Origin of the sequence: Kitasatospora sp. NPDC059803 (genome assembly GCF_042732255.1) — a bacterium.
GTDB lineage: Bacteria > Actinomycetota > Actinomycetes > Streptomycetales > Streptomycetaceae > Kitasatospora.
Map to the genome: position 1 here is coordinate 1438 of NZ_JBHWIJ010000159.1, position 17232 is coordinate 18669.

The window sequence follows — 17232 nt, forward strand, 5'->3', positions numbered from 1 at the left end:
GAGAATGTCTGTCGGGGAGTGTCTATTTGAGACACAAACCAACGCGAGCCCACGCAGTGTCCCCCCCCCCCACCAACCAAATACCCTCACCCCCGCCCCCCCCCCCCCCCTCTTCGCGTTTCGGCGGGGGAACCTAGCCCAGTTCGAGGTTGCGCAGCACCAGTCCGGTGGCCGGCTTCGGCCCGAAGGAGGTGGACTTGCGCGGCATGGTGACGCCCTGTTCGGCGAGTCTGCGGACCACGCTCTCCCGGACCGGGTGCAGCAGGACGGCGGTGCCGCCGGTGCGCGCGGCCTCCTGCTCGGCGGCTGCGGCGGTGTGCAGGTAGCCGATGTCGTCCGGGCCGTCGGGGACGTGCCAGGTGCGGTCGAGCAGGGTGGCGTGCAGGACGGTGGCGTCCAGGTGGCGCCACTCCTCGGGCCGGTCGTGCGGCACGGTGGCGTCGAGCAGTGCCTCCTCGGGCTCGCCGAGCAGCCAGTACACGCCGTCCCCGCCGGTCAGTATGAAGCCGTTGCCGCCGTGCCGTTTCTGTTCGGCGAGGGCCTGGAGGGCGGCGGTCAGCGGGCCGGGGACCTCCTTGACCTTCCACTGGTCGCCGAGCCTCTCCAGCGCCTCGGCCACCGGCAGCCGGTACAGCACCCGGTGGATGGCCCGGACCCGCAGCGGGTAGCGGGCGGTGTCCACCAGGAGCACCAGGCCGCGGTCCCACGGGCTGCGCGGCAGGTGGCGGTGCTCGCGCTGGAGGCGGAGGTACATCTCCCAGCGGTGGTGGCCGTCGGCGATCAGGGCCCGGCAGGTGGCGAGGTCGCGGCTGATCTCGGCGATCTCGGCGGGGTCGGCGACGGCCCAGAGGCGGTGGTGGGTGCCGTCGCTGGTGGCCGTGGAGAGCAGTGGCTCGCCCTGGACGGTCCGCTCGATGACGCCGGAGGCGCCGCCGCTGCCGCGGTAGGTGAGCAGCAGCGGTTCGAGGTTGGCCCGGGTGGTGCGCATCAGGCCGACCCGGTCGGCGACCGGCCGCGGCATCACGTCCTCGTGGGGGAGGACCACGCCGGCCTCGCGACCGCTCACCGCGAGGGCGCCGATCAGCCCGCGTTGGAGCAGCTCGGGGGAGTCGCCGGTGGCTGGCACGCGCTGCTCGTAGACGTAGAGCGCGGGCGCCGGGTCGGCGGCGAGGATCCCCTCGCGCTGCCAGGCGGCCAGGAGCCGGGCGGCGTGCCGGTACTTGGTGTCGCGGTCGGGCCGGTCGCCGGCGTCCTCGGGCTCGGGCCTGGGCAGGATCAGCCGGACCACGTTGTGCGGGTCGGCGGTCTCCAGGTCGAGCCGACGGCCGGGGTCGACGACGTCGTACGGCGGTGACATGACCGCAGCCAGCGCGCCGACCCGATCGGGGACGTAGCGCAGGCCTTGGAAGGGTGACAGGGACAGGCCTGCGGTGGCGACGTGCCCGGGATCGCCGGGGCCGCCCTCGGGAGTCTCGACTCCGTCTTCTGCACTGGGTGTGCTCATTCTGGGCATCGTAACCGGGTACGCGTTGTTGAGAGATCGGAATACCCGTGCTGACCTGTGGGACGGGTGTGCGACCGAGGGCGAGGTACCGCATGGACGACGGGCAGGAACGGCTGGACGGCAGCGGCCCGGCCGAGCAGGGCGGGTTGGACGGCGCCGGTGGCGGGGGTGCGCAGGTGCACGGCGGCGTGCCGGCGCAGGGGCGTTCCGGCGAGCCGACCGGGGACGTGTACGACTGGTTCCGGCGCGGCGGGAGGCTGCTGGCCCAGGGCAACGCGGCGGCCGCCGAGCAGTTGCTGGTCCGGGCGGCGGCGGCCGAGCCGCAGTCGCGCAGCATCCGGGAGACGCTGGCGCGGGCCCAGTTCGACACCGGTTCGTACGCGGCGGCGCTGGAGAACTTCCGGGCCGTCGCGCTGGCCGATCCGTCGGACGACTACGCTCAGTTCGGGTGGGGCGTCGCGGCGGCCCGGCTGGGCGACTTCGAGACGTCCGCCGAGCACCTGGCGCTGGCCGTGGCCATGCGGCCGGGCACCGAGCACTACCAGGCGGCGCTGCGGCAGACCAGGGCGACCCTGGCGGCCCGCGCCGGGGCGTTCGGGCCGCTGCTGCCTGGGGCACCCGGGTACCTGGCGCCCCCGCCGGGCCCGGACGGGGCGCCGACGGGCGACGCCGGTGCGGACGACGAGGTCTGATCGGCTCGGGGCCCACCGGCTCAAGGGTCCACCGGCTCAAGGGTCCACCAACTCAGGGGCCCGGCAACTCAAGGGCCCACCCGCTCGGGGGCACCCGAGGAAGCGAACGACGCAGTGAATGAGGTAGCGCAGCCATGACCGCACCGACCACCACCGTGCGACGGACCGCCCCCGGCGGCAGCGAGCAGCCGTTGACCGAGGCGTACGACACGGCGCTGCTGGACCTGGACGGCGTGGTCTACGCGGGCCCGCACGCGATCGAGCACGCCGTGGACGCGCTGGCCGCCGCCCGGACGGCCGGGATGCGGCTCGCGTACGTGACCAACAACGCCTCCCGCCCGCCGCGGGTGGTGGCCGAGCACCTGACCGGGCTGGGCGTGCCGGCCGAGCCGGCCGACGTGATCAACTCGGCGCAGGCAGCCGCCAGGGTGGTCGCCGAGCAGGTGCCGGCCGGGGCGAAGGTGCTGGTCGTGGGCGGTCCGGGGCTGGAGGAAGCACTGGCCGAGCGCGGGCTGGTCGCCGTCCGCTCGCTGGCCGAGGAGCCGCTCGCGGTGGTCCAGGGCTACGACCCGTCGGTCGGCTGGGCGCAGCTGGCGGAGGCCGCGTACGCGGTGCAGCAGGGGCTGCCGTGGGTGGCCTCCAACACCGACCTGACCATTCCGACCGCGCGTGGCATCGCGCCCGGCAACGGGACGCTGGTGGCGGCGGTGCGGGCGGCCGCCGGGGTGGACCCGGTGGTGGCGGGCAAGCCGCAGCCGCCGATGCACCGGGAGACCGTGCTGCGGACCGGCGCGCGGCGGCCACTGGTGGTCGGCGACCGGCTGGACACCGACATCGAGGGCGCGTTCAACGGCGGGGTGGACAGCCTGCTGGTGTTCACCGGGGTGACCACCCCGACGCAGCTGCTGGCGGCCCCGGCCGAGCACCGGCCGACCTATCTGTCGGCGGACCTGCGCGGGCTGCTGGAGCCGCACCCGGCGGTCACGACCGGGGCGGACGGCTTCGGTTGCGGCGGCTGGGTCGCGTCGGCCGCCGGTGGCGTGCTGCGGCTGGACGGCGGCGGGGACCGCTGGGACGGTCTGCGGGCGCTGTGCGCGGCGGCGTGGACGGCGCTGGACGCGGACGGCGCACCGGCCGACGGGCGCAAGGCCCTGGCCGAGCTGGGGTTCTGAGTCGCCGCACGGCGCTCAAGGCGAGGGCGGTCGGGGCGAGGGCGCTCAAGGCGAGGGCGGTCGGGTCCGGAGTGTTCGGGTCCGGAGTGTTCGGGGCCAAGAGGGAAGGACCACGGCGGCCGGGTTCAGAGCAGGGTGCGCAGCCGCAGCAGGTCGCGGAAGCCCGCCTCCAGCCGGATCCGGCCGCCCGCCCAGGCGGACGCGAAGTTGAGCCCGCCGAAGACCACGGCGACCAGGTCGTCGCTGCTCATGGTGAGCCGGATCGCCGCCTTCTCGGCCGGGGCGCCGGAGGCCGAGGCGAGGCCTTGGATCCGGCCGTCGCGCAGTTGGCCGGTGAAGGTCAGGTCGAGGTCGGTGATCCGGCAGCTGAGCGAGCGGTCGAGGGCGGCCGCCTTGCGGACGTCACCGGTGGACTTCGCCATGTTCCGGCTGAGCTGTTCCAGCGCCTCGCGGCACTCCTCGGCGTTGGCCATGGCGGTGGTTCCCCTCCCTGGGCTTCCTGGTGGTTGCGGCAGGTGACGGCGATGGTCCCTGCCGGGCCACGGTACCGCAGGCGGGTTTTGGCGGTAGCGTCGTCCGTGGGGTGCCCGGATCGGCCCGGGCACCGACGGCGACGGAGCGATGCGCGCAGGCGCTAAGGAGGCACCCGGATGCTGCCGAGGACGGTGCGGGGAGTGGTGGAGGTCGCCGCCGGGCTGGCGGAGGAGGTCGGCAAGCGGGTCGTCGGGACGGCGGCCGTGATCCTGGAGCGGACCGGGGTCGACGTCACCGAGGTCGAGCGTCGGCTGGGCGGGCAGTTCCCGCCGTCGGCGAAGACGCTGCAGACGCTGGCGGAGGAGGCGGTCACCGCCGGGCGGGCCGGAATGGACCTGGCCGTCGGGGTGGCGCGCGGCGAGGTGGAGAAGGCCTTCGAGAAGGTCGGCGACCAGGTGATGAAGGTCGGCGTGGTGCTCGCCTACCTGGAGAGCAAGCTGCGCGAGGTCGAGGAGGAGGCCGAGCCTGCGGTGCGGTCGGCCGGGGTCGACGAGGCGGCGGAGCCGACGCCGGCGCCCCGGGCGGACGACCTGTTCGGGCGCGGCTGGGAGCGGGCGGACGAGCAGCCGGCGGCCCCGGCGGCGGGGGAGCCGATAGTGGCCGAGCGGGTGGAGGTGGACGAGCCGGTCGAGGTCGACCCGCCCGTCCCGCCGGTACGGCCGTCGCTACCGGGGAAGGCCGCCGCGAAGCGGACCCCGGTGAAGAAGTCCCCGGCGACGGAGCAGACCTCGACGGAGAAGGCCCCGGCGGAGAAGGCCTCGACGGAGCAGACCCCGGCGGCGGGCCGGGCCGGGGCGAAGAAGTCCCCGGCGAAGAAGGCGGCCGCCAAGAAGCCGGTGGCCAAGAAGACGGCCGCCAAGAAGACGACCGTGCGCAAGACGGCCGTCAAGAAGACCGCCACCGCGCAGCAGGCCGCCGCCGAGCCGGCCGCGCAGCCCAAGGCGCCCGCGAAGCGCACGGCGACGAAGAAGACCACCGTCCGCAAGGCCACCAGCACGAAGAAGCCCGATGACCGGACCAGCTGAAGCCGTCGAACCGCTCGGCGTGGAACAGACCCCGACCGGCCACCCCGTGGTGGACGCCGGGCTGGTCCGGCTGGAGGCCCTGGACGGGGTCCCGGCCGAGGCACACGTCGAGGTGTACGAAGATGTTCACCAGCGGCTGGCCGACACGCTGGCCGCGCTCGACCAGGAATGACCCTGGAACGACCCGTAGGACTCGTAGGAGCTGAAACACCAGTGGCAGTGGCACGACGCCGACTCGACGCGGAGCTGGTCCGCCGCAAGCTGGCCCGGTCGCGTGAGCACGCGTCCGAGCTGATCGCGGCCGGCCGGGTGACCGTCGGAGGCACCACCGCGACCAAGCCGGCCACCCAGGTGGAGACCTCGGCGGCGGTCGTGGTGGCCAAGGACGACAACGACCCCGACTACGTCTCGCGCGGCGGGCACAAGCTGGCCGGGGCGTTCGCCGCCTTCGTCCCGCAGGGCCTGGTGGTCGAGGGCCGCCGGGCGCTGGACGCGGGCGCCTCCACCGGCGGCTTCACCGACGTCCTGCTGCGGGCCGGCGCGGTCGGCGTGCTGGCGGTGGACGTCGGCTACGGGCAGCTCGCGTGGTCGCTGCAGAGCGATGAGCGGGTGACGGTGATGGACCGCACCAACGTCCGGGAGCTGACCCTGGAGCTGATCGGCGGCACCCCGGTCGACCTGGTGGTCGGCGACCTGTCGTTCATCTCGCTGGGCCTGGTGCTGCCCGCGCTGGCCGCCTGCGCGGCCGGGGACGCGGACCTGGTGCTGATGGTCAAGCCGCAGTTCGAGATCGGCAAGGAGCGTCTGGGCAGCGGCGGGGTGGTGCGCAGCCCCCAGCTGCGTGCCGAGATGGTGCGCCAGGTCGCCGGGCAGGCGTGGGAGCTCGGGCTGGGCGTGCGCGCCGTCACCGCGAGCCCGCTGCCGGGCCCGTCCGGGAACGTGGAGTACTTCCTGTGGCTGCGCCGGGACGCCCCGCAGCTGGATCCCGCCGAGGCGGACCGGGCCGTCGCGGAGGGGCCCCGATAGGGTGCTGTGGGGGCGTCCGGTCCGTCATGCTGTGTGACGCGGCCGTACCGGGGCCGAAGGCGACCCGGCAGGCGTGAGGGAGAGGGCAGCGGCATGAGCGATGAAGAACGTACGGTCTTCCTGATCGCGCACACCGGCCGGGCGGCGGCGCTGCGCAGCGTCGAGGCCCTGGTGCACGGGCTGCTGAAGGCGGGCATCCGGATCAGACTGCTCGCCTCCGAGGCGCTGGACCTGGACCTGCCGGACGGGGTCGAGAAGGTGGCCGGGGGGCCGGGCGCGGCGGACGGCTGCGAGCTGATCCTGGTCGCCGGCGGGGACGGGACGCTGCTGCGCGGGGCGGAGCTGGCCCGCGAGCACGGGCTGCCGATGCTCGGGATCAACCTGGGCCGGGTCGGGTTCCTCGCCGAGGCCGAGCGGGACGATCTGGCCGTGGTGGTCGAGCGGGTGGTCGACGCCGACTACGAGGTCGAGGAGCGGATGACGATCGACGTCATCGTCCGCACCAACGGCGATGTGGTGCACCAGGACTGGGCGTTGAACGAGGCGTCGATCGAGAAGGCGTCCCGGGAGCGGATGCTGGAGGTGGTGACGGAGGTGGACGGCCGCCCGGTCTCCAACTTCGGCTGCGACGGCGTGGTGTGCGCGACGCCGACCGGTTCCACCGCGTACGCGTTCTCCGGCGGCGGGCCGGTGGTGTGGCCGGAGGTGGAGGCGCTGCTGATGGTGCCGATCTCCGCGCACGCGCTGTTCGCCCGCCCGCTGGTGACCTCGCCGGATTCGGTGCTGGCCGTCGAGGTGCAGCCCAAGACCCCGCACGGCGTGCTCTGGTGCGACGGGCGGCGCACGGTCGAACTGCCCGCCGGAGCACGGGTGGAGGTCCGCCGGGGGCAGACCCCGGTGCGCCTGGCCAGACTGCACCGGGCGCCGTTCACCGACCGGCTGGTGGCCAAGTTCGCGCTGCCGGTGACGGGTTGGCGCGGGCGGGCGAACACCCACTGCTGACGGCCCGTCAGGCCGCTGGTCAGATCGCCAGCGGCGGGGTGTCGCCGGGCGGCCCGTACCGGCCGCCCGCCGTCGCCCGGGCGGCGGTCTCGGCGAGCCGCTGCACGGCGGCGGGGACGGCCGGGGCCGGCACGGTGAGCGGGATCCGGACGTGGTGCTCGAACGCGCCGTCCGAGCCGAACCGGTTGCCCGAGGCGATCCGCACCCCGGCGCGTTCCCCGGACCGGGCCAGCGCCGCGCCGGACAGCCCGCCGGTGGACACCCAGAGCGAGAGCCCGCCGGGCGGCGGCGTGAACGACCAGCCCGGCAGGTGCTCGGGCAGTGCGGCGGCGAAGGCGTGCGCCGTCGCCCGCAGCCGGTCCAACTGGTGCGCCCGGACGGCGGGCAGCGGCTCGCCCAGCAGTTCGGCGGCGATCAGCTGCTCCAGGACCGGCGTGCCGACGTCGCTGTAGACCCGGTCGGCGGCCAGCCGGCGCACCAGCGCGGGCGCGGCCCGGACCCAGCCGATCCGCAGGCCGCCCCAGAGCAGCTTGCTGGCCGAGCCGACGGTGACCACCTGGGCGGAGCGGTCCAGCGCCGCCATCGGGCGCGGCAGCGGGACGGACTCCGGTACGCCCCAGCCGAGTTCGGCGGTGGTCTCGTCGACCAGGACGACGCTGCCGGCGGCCCGGGCGGCGGCCAGCAGCTCGCGGCGCTGCTCCTCGCCGATCAGCGCGCCGGTCGGGTTGTGGAAGTCGGGGATCACGTAGGCGACCTTGGGCGCGGCCCCGCGCAGCACCCCGCGCCACTCGGTGAGGTCCCACTCGGGCTGGGGGCGGTAGCCGTACGGCACCGGCACCAGGCGGGCGCCGGTGATCCGGAGCGCCTGGAGGGTGTGGGCGTAGCTGGGCGCCTCGACGGCGACCCGGTCGCCGCGGCCGATCAGCGCCCGCTGGACCAGGTGCAGCCCGCCCATCGCGCCGGTGGTGACGAGGATCTGGTCGGGGGTGGTGGGCAGGCCGCGCTGGGTGTAGCGGCGGGCGAGGGCCTCGCGCAGCACCGGGACGCCGGTGGGGTAGTGGCCGTGCCCGGCGGCGTAGCAGGGCAGCTGCTCGACGGCCCGGACGGCGGCCTCGCCGAGGAAGGGCTGCGGGGCCGGCAGGGCGGCGACGCCGAGGTCCAGGGTGCGGCCCTGCTCGTCCGGGGGGACGGGGTGCAGCGCGTCGCTGGGCGGCGGGGCGCCCTCGGGCAGGGTGGTCCAGCTGCCGGCGCCGCGGCGGCTGAGCAGGTAGCCGTCGGCGCGCAGGGTTTCGTAGGCGGTGGCGACGGTGGTGCGGCTCAGCTCCAGGGCGCCAGCGAGTTCGCGCTCGGCGGGCAGCCGGGCGCCGACCGGCAGGCGGCCCTCGGTGACCAGCAGCCGGATCTGCCCGGCGAGGGTCCGGTAGGCGGGGCGGCGGGCGGTGGCCGGCTCGGGCAGCCGGGCGGCGGCGAGCAGCCGGGCGAGCGCGGGCGGGGTGACGGTGGTGTGCCAGTCGGCCAAGGCTGATCAGTCCACTTGCTCGAAATTGGCCCTGGAGCGGGCTCTATTGGCCTGACCATCATGGCAGTGCGGCCGTCGAGTCCGCCACCGCCGGGGCCGCCCGGGGTGCAGCACCACCCGCAGGAGCGCCCGATGGCCACCACGACCACGACCACGCCCACGACCACGCCCACGCCCGAACCCGCCCCGGAGGCCGCCCGGCCCCCGCTCGCCGCCCGGGTGCTCGGCGACACCCACGCCCTGGGCCGCCGGATCCCGCAGCTCGCCGTCGGCCTCTACCTGTACGGCGCGAGCATGGCGCTGATGCTGCGCTCCGGCCTCGGCCTCGACCCGTGGGACGTCTTCCACCAGGGCCTGCAACGCGTCGCCGGCCTCTCGGTGGGCACCTGGGTGACCATCTGCGGCGCCCTGGTCCTGCTGCTGTGGATCCCGATCCGCCAGCGCCCGGGCGTCGGCACCGTCGCCAACGTGCTGGTGCTGGGCGCCTCGATGGACCTCACGCTGCGGCTGGTCGACGGCCCGCACGGGCTGCCCGCCCGGATCGCGCTGATGGCCGCCGCGATCCTGCTCAACGGCCTGGCCACCGGCCTCTACATCGGTGCCCGCCTGGGCCCGGGCCCGCGCGACGGCCTGATGACCGGCCTGCACCGGCGCACCGGGCGTTCGCTGCGGCTGATCCGCACCGGCATCGAGGTGACGGTACTGGTCGCCGGCGTCCTGCTGGGCGGCACCGCCGGGGTCGGCACGGTCGCGTACGCACTGGCGATCGGCCCGCTGGTGCAGATCTTCCTGCCGTGGTGCACGGTGCCGGGACCCGGGCAAACGCCCCGGAAGGGGTGAACTTCCGGGCGCGGAGTTGCCGCGCGGCGTTGCCGCTCGTCGCGCGCCGGGGGTGGAACCTCGTAAGGTCGTCTCCGTGTTGGACGAGATGCGGATACGGGATCTTGGGGTCATCGACGACGCGGTGGTCGAACTCGCCCCCGGCTTCACCGCCGTGACCGGTGAGACCGGCGCCGGAAAGACCATGGTCGTGACCAGCCTCGGCCTGCTGCTCGGCGGCCGCGCCGACCCGGGCCTGGTGCGCAACGGGACCGGACGCGCCGTCGTCGAGGGCCGGCTGGAGCTGCCCCCCGGCTCCCCGGCGGCGATCCGCGCGGCCGAGGCCGGGGCCGAACTGGACGAGGGCGCCCTGCTGATCAGCCGGACCGTCTCCGCCGAGGGCCGCTCCCGGGCGTACGTCGGCGGTCGGGCCGTCCCGGTCGGGCTGCTCACCGAACTCGGCGAGGAACTGATCGCCGTGCACGGCCAGACCGACCAGCAGCGGCTGCTGCGCCCGGCCCGCCAGCGCGGCGCGCTGGACCGTTACGCGGGCGAGGCGGTGGCCGAGCCGCTGGCCCGCTACCGGGAGACCTACCGGAGCCTGCGCGAGGTCTCGGCCACCCTGGAGGAGCTGACCACCCGGGCCCGTGAGCGCGCGCAGGAGGCCGATCTGCTGCGCTTCGGCCTGGACGAGATCGCCGCCGCCGAGGCGGTGGCCGGCGAGGACACGGAGCTGGCCGCCGAGGCCGAGCGGCTGGGCCACGCCGACGCGCTGTCCTCCGCCGCGACCCTCGCCCACGCCGCCCTGGCCGGCGACCCGGCCGACCCGGAGGCACTGGACGCGGGCACCCTGCTCGCGCAGTCCCGCCGCGCCCTGGACGCCGTGCGCCACCACGACGAGCGCCTCGCCGGCCTCGCCGACCGCCTCAACGAGGTCGGCTACCTGCTCGCCGACGTGGCCGGCGACCTGGCCGGCTACGCGGACGACCTGGACGCCGACCCCGTCCGGCTCGCCGCCGTCGAGGACCGCCGGGCCGTCCTGGCCCAGCTGCTGCGCAAGTACGGCGGCCCGGAGAACTCCCTCGCCGAGGTGCTCGCCTGGGCCGAGGCCGGCTCCGCCCGGCTCGCCGAACTCGACGGCGACGACGACCGGATCGACCAGCTCGGCGCCCAGGAGACCGCGCTGCGGGCCGAGTTGGCCGAGCTGGCGGCCGAGGTGTCGGGCGCCCGGCAGGCCGCGGCCGGGCGTTTCGCCGACGCCGTCTCCGCCGAACTCGCCGAACTGGCGATGCCGCACGCCCGGGTGACCTTCTCGATCGCCCAGGTCGACGACCTGTCGGGGATCGAGGTCGACGGCCGCACCGTCGCCTACGGCCCGCACGGCGTGGACGAGGTCGAGGTGCTGCTCGCCCCGCACCCCGGCGCCCAGCCCCGCCCGATCGCCAAGGGCGCCTCCGGCGGCGAGCTGTCCCGCGTGATGCTCGCCGTCGAGGTGGTCTTCGCGGGCGCCGACCCCGTCCCCACCTACCTGTTCGACGAGGTGGACGCGGGCGTCGGCGGCAAGGCCGCGGTCGAGATCGGCCGCCGGCTGGCCAAACTGGCCGAATCCGCCCAGGTCGTGGTGGTCACCCACCTGCCGCAGGTCGCCGCCTTCGCGGACCGGCACCTGGTGGTGGAGAAGACCAACGACGGCACCGTGACCCGCAGCGGCGTCAAGGTGCTGAACGACGAGGAGCGGGTGCGCGAACTCTCCAGGATGCTGGCCGGCCTGGAGGACTCCGAGCTCGGCCGGGCCCACGCCGAGGAACTGCTGGCCGCCGCCCGGGCCCCGCGCCACCGCTAACGCGGGTCCGGCAACCCTCGGCTGGACCTGCTGCGACAGGCCCTGGCCGGGGCGTCCGACCCGCCGACAGGGCCGGGTGGCCCTTGCGGACGGAAGGCGACGCGCCCCCGGTGGCGCCGACTGTCCAAGAGGGCCGCCGACCTGGCATGGTGGCGGCTGGACACTGGCTTTCCAGTCCCGAGCGCCGCCGACGGGCAACCCTCGCGAAGCGGCGCGCGAACCTGATCGAGTCGGATGCGAGAGAACGTGGACCATTCCGCCGCCCGGGCCGCCGCTGCCACCCCAGAACCGGGGCAGCTGCACGTGGTACTCGTCCTGGCCGCCAGCACCGGCGGTATCGGTGCCCACGTGCGCTCCCTGGCGCAGGGCCTCGTCGCGCACGGCGTGATCGTCACGGTGTGCGCCCCGGCCGGCACGGACGCGCTGTTCGGCTTCTCCCGCACCGGCGCCAGGTTCCACACCGTCGACATCACCCCCACCGCCGGCGCCCGCAGTGACGCCGCCGCGATCGGCGAGCTGCGCCGGGCCTTCACCGGCGCCGACGTGGTGCACGCGCACGGGCTGCGCGCCGGGCTGCTCGCCGACCTCGCCCTGCGCACCGCAGGCCGCTTCCCGGGCCTGCGCCCGGAGACCCCGCTGGTGGTCACCTCCCACCACGCGCTGCTGGCCACCGGTCTGGAGCGCCGCCTGCAGCGGCTGATGGAGCGCCGGGTCGCGCGCGCCGCCGACCTCGTCCTCGGCGCCTCCTCCGACCTGGTCGCCCGGGCCCGGGAGCTGGGCGCCACCGATGCCCGGCTCGGCCCGGTGGCCGCCCCGCCGATGCCCGAGGGCCGGCTCGACCGGGCCGCGGCGCGCGCCGCGCTGCTCGGCGACGGCCCGGACCGGCCGCTGGTGCTGGCGGTCGGCCGGCTCGTCCCGCAGAAGGCCTTCGGGCTGCTGCTGGACGCCACCCGCGAGCTGTCCGTGCTGGACCCGGAGCCGCTGCTGCTGCTCGCCGGGGACGGGCCGGAGGCGGCCGGGCTGCGCGAGCGGGTCGCCGCCGAGAAGCTGCCGGTGCGGCTGCTCGGCTTCCGCACCGACGTGCCCGACCTGCTGGCGGCCGCCGACGTGGTGGTGGTCGCCAGCCGCTGGGAGGCCCGCTCGCTGGTGGTGCAGGAGTCGATGCGGGCCGGCGTGCCGGTGGTCGCCACCGCCGTCGGCGGGATCCCCGAGCTGGTCGGCGACGCGGCCGTGCTGGTGCCGGCCGGCGACCCGGTCGCGATCGGCCGGGCGGTGCGCGGGCTGCTGGCCGACCCGGCGGGCCGCGAGCGGCTGGTGGCGGCCGGCCGGCAGCAGGCCGAGACCTGGCCGGACGAGGCCGCCACCGTCGCCCAGGTGCTCAGCACCTACGACGAGCTGGTCCAGCGGGACTAGAAGACTGATGAAGATGTTGAAAGCGCGCCCGGCTTGTACCAGTTCGACCTGATTGACATTTACCGGCAATCTGGGGTGAGTCGGGCAGCCAGAGCAAGATCTTCAAGAGGCTTCTAGGGCCTGTCCGGCCCCAGGCCGCCGGACCGCTAGACCGTCGCCTGTTCGACCCGCTCGGCCGCCAGGCCGTCCGGCTGGGCGGACAGGTAGGCGCCGCCGCAGGCGGTCAGCCGCAGTGCGGTGTCGATCAGCGGGACGTGGCTGAAGGCCTGCGGGAAGTTGCCGACCTGGCGCTTGAGCCGCGGGTCCCACTCCTCGGCGAGCAGGCCGAGGTCGTTGCGCAGCGCGAGCAGCCGGTCGAACAGCTCGCGCGCCTCCTGCACCCGGCCGATCATGGCGAGGTCGTCGGCCAGCCAGAACGAGCAGGCCAGGAAGGCGCCCTCGTGGCCGGAGAGGCCGTCGACGTTGTTGCCGCTCTCGTCGTGGGTCGGGTAGCGCAGCACGAAGCCGTCCTCGGTGGACAGCTCGCGCTGGATCGCCTCGATGGTGCCGATGACGCGCTTGTCGTCCGGCGGCAGGAAGCCGACCTGGGGGATGAGAAGCAGCGAGGCGTCCAGCTCCTTGCCGCCGTAGTACTGGGTGAAGGTGTTGCGCTCCGGGTCGTAGCCCTTCTCGCAGACGTCCCGGTGGATGGTCTCGCGCAGCTCGCGCCAGCGCTCCAGGTGGCCGTCGGAGGGGGCGTCCTCGGGGGTCTGCTCCAGCAGCTTGATCGTCCGGTCGACGGCGACCCAGGCCATCACCTTGGAGTGGACGAAGTGCCGGCGCGGGCCGCGGACCTCCCAGATGCCCTCGTCCGGCTCCTGCCAGTGGTCCTCCAGGTACTCGATCAGGCGCAGCTGGAGGTGGTGGGCGTGGTCGTTGCGGACCAGGCCGGTCATGTGGGCCAGGTGCAGGGCCTCGACGACCTCGCCGTAGACGTCCAGCTGGAGCTGGCCGGCCGCGCCGTTGCCGACCCGGACGGGCTGCGAGCCCTCGTAGCCGGGCAGCCAGTCCAGCGAGGACTCGGTGAGCTCGCGCTCGCCGGCGATGCCGTACATGATCTGGAGGTTCTCCGGGTCGCCGGCGACGGCGCGCAGCAGCCACTCGCGCCAGGCCTTGGCCTCGTCGCGGTAGCCGGTGCGCAGCAGCGAGGAGAGGGTGATCGCGGCGTCGCGCAGCCAGGTGTAGCGGTAGTCCCAGTTGCGCTCACCGCCGATGTCCTCGGGCAGCGAGGTGGTGGGGGCGGCGACGATGCCGCCGGTGGGGGCGTAGGTGAGGCCCTTGAGGGTGATCAGGGAGCGGATCACGGCCTCGCGGTAGGGGCCCTGGTAGGTGCACTGGGCGGCCCACTCGTGCCAGAAGTCGGTGGTGGCGTCGAGCATCTCCTCGGCGTCCGGGGCCTTCGGCGCGTCCAGGTGGGAGGCCTGCCAGGTGAGGGCGAAGGCGATCCGCTCGCCGGCGGTGACGGTGAAGTCGGCGTAGGTGGTCAGGTCGCGGCCGTAGGTCTCGGACTCGCCGTCCAGCCACACCGAGTCGGGCCCGGCCACGGCGACGGTGCGGTGGCCGCCTCCGGCCTGCTCGACCCGGTGCACCCAGGGCACGATGCGCCCGTACGAGAAGCGCATCCGCACCGCCGAGCGCATCCGGACGGTGCCGGCCACGCCCTCGACGATCCGGATCACCTGGGGGACGGCGTCGCGGCCGGCCAGCGGGCGCGGCGGCATGAAGTCGATCACCCGGACGGTGCCGCCCTGGGTGTCCCACTCCTGTTCCAGGACCAGCGAGTCGCCCCGGTAGCGGCGGCGGTCGGCGGGCACCGCGGGGGCGGCCGCGGTGGGCGGCGGGACCCTCAGATCGGCGGTGTCGGTGAAGCGGGGGAGGCCGAGGGCGGGGGCGGCCGGGGTGGGGGGTGCCGCGGGGGTGGGGACTTCGGTCGCGACGGCTTCGGCCGGACCGATCCGCCAGAAGCCGTGTTCATCGGTGCCGAGCAGGCCGGCGAACACGGCCGGAGAGTCGAAGCGGGGCAGGCAGAGCCAGTCCACCGCCCCGTCCCTGCTGACCAGGGCAGCGGTCTGCATGTCCCCGATGAGTGCGTAGTCCTCGATACGGCCGGCCACGTGGATCTCCAGTTCGCAATGTGGTCACGACGCATCGGCGATCTGGGGGAGCGAACGGTCTGCGGGGCCGGAGCCCACCCCGGGACGTCCGGCCCGCCGAAGGGTGGTGGCGGGCCTTGCTGGAGTGTCCGCGCGGGGCTCGGTCGAGCCCCTGGGGTGGGAGGGGAGGAGCTGGAATACGGGGAGGTCCGGTCGCGCATCGGGGACCGGGAGTGTCCTGACCTCCCACGCCCTCCGCGTGCTCGTGCTGTCGGCGATGCGTCCGTGCAGCTTACGACGGACGAAAGGGGCGAAGCACGCGGGCGCAGCCTCGTGTGGCGCCACAATTCGGCGGAAATGCCGTGCATCGCGAGGACGCCGGGCAGGATGGTCCGGACGGATCAGTTCCGCCTGGTCCCAGTGGAGGGGCTGTCATGGCCCGAACGGAGTGCTCCGAAGTGGCCCGGTCCGGCCGTGGTGCGACCGGTGTGACGGCTGCGCCGGATGATGCGCCGGTGGTGCGCCCCGCGCACGCCCCCGGGGCGCCGCGAGCGGGCCGGAAGGCGTCCGGGTCGGGTCACTGATACCCTGGTATCCCGTGGACCGGTGGGATCAAACGCCCCGGACCAGCCGAATCGACGACCCCCCGAGTGCCGTGCACCGCACCGCCTCCCGTCGTTCGGCGAGTCGAGAGCATCCCGCCCACGTCACCTTCGACACGCGACCCACGGGAGCCCCCTCTTGGCACAGCCCCATTCCGGCAAGGCAGCGAACGGCCGCGCCGTGACGACCAAGCACCTCTTCGTCACCGGGGGTGTCGCCTCTTCGCTCGGCAAGGGCCTCACCGCCTCCAGCCTTGGCGCGCTCCTCAAGGCCCGCGGCCTGCGCGTCACCATGCAGAAGCTCGACCCGTACCTCAACGTGGACCCGGGCACCATGAACCCGTTCCAGCACGGTGAGGTCTTCGTCACGGACGACGGCGCCGAGACCGACCTGGACATCGGCCACTACGAGCGGTTCCTGGACACCAACCTGCACGGTTCGGCGAACGTCACCACCGGCCAGGTCTACTCCACCGTCATCGCCAAGGAGCGACGCGGTGAGTACCTGGGCGACACCGTCCAGGTCATCCCCCACATCACCAACGAGATCAAGTCCCGGATCCGCCGGATGGCGACCGAGGACGTCGACGTGGTGATCACCGAGGTCGGCGGGACCGTCGGCGACATCGAGTCGCTGCCGTTCCTGGAGGCCGTCCGCCAGGTCCGCCACGAGGTCGGCCGGGACAACGTGTTCTTCGTGCACGTCTCCCTGCTGCCGTACATCGGCCCCTCGGGCGAGCTGAAGACCAAGCCCACCCAGCACTCCGTCGCCGCGCTGCGCAACATCGGCATCCAGCCCGACGCGATCGTGCTGCGCGCCGACCGCGAGGTCCCGCAGGCCATCAAGCGCAAGATCTCGCTGATGTGCGACGTGGACGAGGAGGCCGTGGTGGCGGCGATCGACGCCAAGTCGATCTACGACATCCCCAAGGTCCTGCACGGCGAGGGCCTGGACGCCTACGTGGTGCGCCGGCTCGACCTGCCGTTCCGCGACGTGGACTGGACCACCTGGGACGACCTGCTGCGCCGCGTCCACGAGCCGCAGCACATCGTCAAGGTCGCCCTGGTCGGCAAGTACATCGACCTGCCCGACGCCTACCTGTCGGTGACCGAGGCGCTGCGTGCCGGCGGCTTCGCCAACAACGCCCGGGTCGAGATCAAGTGGGTGACCTCGGACGACTGCGAGACCCCCGAGGGCGCCCGGGCGCAGCTCGGCGACGTGGACGCGATCTGCATCCCCGGCGGCTTCGGCGACCGCGGCGTCAACGGCAAGGTCGGCGCCATCACCTTCGCCCGCGAGAACCGCGTCCCGCTGCTCGGCCTGTGCCTGGGCCTGCAGTGCGTGGTCATCGAGGCGGCCCGCAACCTGGCCGGCCTGCCCGAGGCCAACTCCACCGAGTTCGACGCCGCCGCCAAGCACCCGGTCGTCTCCACGATGGCCGAGCAGCTGGCCATCGTCGACGGCAAGGGCGACCTGGGCGGCACCATGCGCCTGGGCCTGTACCCGGCCAAGCTCGCCGAGGGCTCGATCGTCCGTGAGGTCTACGGCGGCGAGCAGTACGTCGAGGAGCGCCACCGCCACCGCTACGAGGTCAACAACGCCTACCGCGCGGACCTGGAGAAGACCGGCCTGCAGTTCTCCGGCCTCTCCCCGAAGGGCGACCTGGTCGAGTACGTCGAGTACCCGCGCGAGGTGCACCCGTACCTGGTGGCCACCCAGGCCCACCCGGAGCTGAAGTCCCGCCCGACCCGCCCGCACCCGCTGTTCGCGGGCCTGGTCAAGGCCGCCATCGAGATCAAGACCACCGCGGCCGAGTAAGTCGTCGGTCGTTGACCCGTGCGGGGGGGGGGGGGGGCGGGGGGGGGGGCGGGGCGGGGGGGGGGGGTGGTGTGGTGGGTGTGCTTAGGTGTGGGGGGTGGATACTGAGGGCGCTCTCGGGGGGGCCGGC

Annotated in this window: 14 protein-coding genes; 10 read left to right on the forward strand and 4 right to left on the reverse strand. The window is 74.5% G+C overall.

The window, feature by feature from the left end; translation table 11 throughout:
• Positions 1-133: 133 nt before the first annotated feature.
• Positions 134-1504 (reverse strand): DUF1015 family protein, encoded by a 1371-nt coding sequence (locus ACFV6I_RS23740; RefSeq protein WP_079135935.1) that lies wholly within the window; start codon positions 1502-1504, stop codon positions 134-136.
• 92 nt (positions 1505-1596) lie between these two features.
• On the opposite strand from ACFV6I_RS23740, the gene ACFV6I_RS23745 reads away from it, so the two are divergent.
• Together ACFV6I_RS23745 and ACFV6I_RS23750 are read left to right on the forward strand one after the other, a co-directional pair.
• Positions 1597-2196 (forward strand): tetratricopeptide repeat protein, encoded by a 600-nt coding sequence (locus tag ACFV6I_RS23745; RefSeq protein WP_380379772.1) that lies wholly within the window; start codon positions 1597-1599, stop codon positions 2194-2196.
• 134 nt (positions 2197-2330) lie between these two features.
• Positions 2331-3368, forward strand: coding sequence for an HAD-IIA family hydrolase (locus ACFV6I_RS23750; protein WP_380427508.1), 1038 nt, complete (start codon positions 2331-2333; stop codon positions 3366-3368).
• Between the two features lie 125 nt (positions 3369-3493).
• Here the strand turns inward: ACFV6I_RS23750 and ACFV6I_RS23755 are convergent, their stop codons facing one another.
• A complete protein-coding gene (locus ACFV6I_RS23755) occupies positions 3494-3841 on the reverse strand; it encodes an SCP2 sterol-binding domain-containing protein (protein ID WP_063349643.1) in 348 nt (115 codons plus the stop codon).
• Between the two features lie 177 nt (positions 3842-4018).
• On the opposite strand from ACFV6I_RS23755, the gene ACFV6I_RS23760 reads away from it, so the two are divergent.
• The 4 genes from ACFV6I_RS23760 to ACFV6I_RS23775 all read left to right on the forward strand — a co-directional run bounded on the left by ACFV6I_RS23760 (position 4019) and on the right by ACFV6I_RS23775 (position 6955).
• Positions 4019-4927 carry a histone H1-like repetitive region-containing protein gene (locus ACFV6I_RS23760; RefSeq protein ID WP_380427510.1) on the forward strand — a complete coding sequence of 303 codons (909 nt, stop codon included), beginning with the start codon at positions 4019-4021 and terminating at the stop codon, positions 4925-4927.
• Positions 4911-5099, forward strand: coding sequence for a hypothetical protein (locus tag ACFV6I_RS23765; protein ID WP_380427512.1), 189 nt, complete (start codon positions 4911-4913; stop codon positions 5097-5099). The genes ACFV6I_RS23760 and ACFV6I_RS23765 overlap by 17 nt, the downstream gene beginning before the upstream one ends.
• Positions 5096-5953, forward strand: coding sequence for a TlyA family RNA methyltransferase (locus tag ACFV6I_RS23770; protein ID WP_380427514.1), 858 nt, complete (start codon positions 5096-5098; stop codon positions 5951-5953). Before ACFV6I_RS23765 ends, ACFV6I_RS23770 begins: the two co-directional genes overlap by 4 nt.
• Positions 5954-6046: 93 nt before the next feature.
• Complete coding sequence (locus ACFV6I_RS23775; protein WP_063349647.1) at positions 6047-6955, forward strand: NAD kinase; 909 nt, start codon at positions 6047-6049, stop codon at positions 6953-6955.
• Positions 6956-6974: 19 nt separating this feature from the next.
• On the opposite strand, the gene ACFV6I_RS23780 is transcribed toward ACFV6I_RS23775, so the two are convergent.
• Positions 6975-8474, reverse strand: coding sequence for a PLP-dependent aminotransferase family protein (locus tag ACFV6I_RS23780; protein ID WP_363374210.1), 1500 nt, complete (start codon positions 8472-8474; stop codon positions 6975-6977).
• A gap of 132 nt (positions 8475-8606) precedes the next feature.
• On the opposite strand from ACFV6I_RS23780, the gene ACFV6I_RS23785 reads away from it, so the two are divergent.
• The 3 genes from ACFV6I_RS23785 to ACFV6I_RS23795 all read left to right on the forward strand — a co-directional run bounded on the left by ACFV6I_RS23785 (position 8607) and on the right by ACFV6I_RS23795 (position 12549).
• On the forward strand, positions 8607-9314 hold the full coding sequence (locus ACFV6I_RS23785; RefSeq protein WP_380427516.1) for a YitT family protein: 708 nt from the start codon (positions 8607-8609) through the stop codon (positions 9312-9314).
• A gap of 88 nt (positions 9315-9402) precedes the next feature.
• Positions 9403-11136 (forward strand): DNA repair protein RecN, encoded by a 1734-nt coding sequence (recN, locus tag ACFV6I_RS23790; protein WP_079136337.1) that lies wholly within the window; start codon positions 9403-9405, stop codon positions 11134-11136.
• Between the two features lie 234 nt (positions 11137-11370).
• A complete protein-coding gene (locus ACFV6I_RS23795) occupies positions 11371-12549 on the forward strand; it encodes a glycosyltransferase family 4 protein (protein ID WP_063349650.1) in 1179 nt (392 codons plus the stop codon).
• A gap of 146 nt (positions 12550-12695) precedes the next feature.
• Here ACFV6I_RS23795 and ACFV6I_RS23800 read toward each other — a convergent pair whose 3' ends face one another.
• A complete protein-coding gene (locus ACFV6I_RS23800; RefSeq protein WP_063349651.1) occupies positions 12696-14702 on the reverse strand; it encodes a glycoside hydrolase family 15 protein in 2007 nt (668 codons plus the stop codon).
• Positions 14703-15422: 720 nt separating this feature from the next.
• On the opposite strand from ACFV6I_RS23800, the gene ACFV6I_RS23805 reads away from it, so the two are divergent.
• On the forward strand, positions 15423-17102 hold the full coding sequence (locus tag ACFV6I_RS23805) for a CTP synthase (protein WP_079135937.1): 1680 nt from the start codon (positions 15423-15425) through the stop codon (positions 17100-17102).
• Positions 17103-17232: the final 130 nt, after the last annotated feature.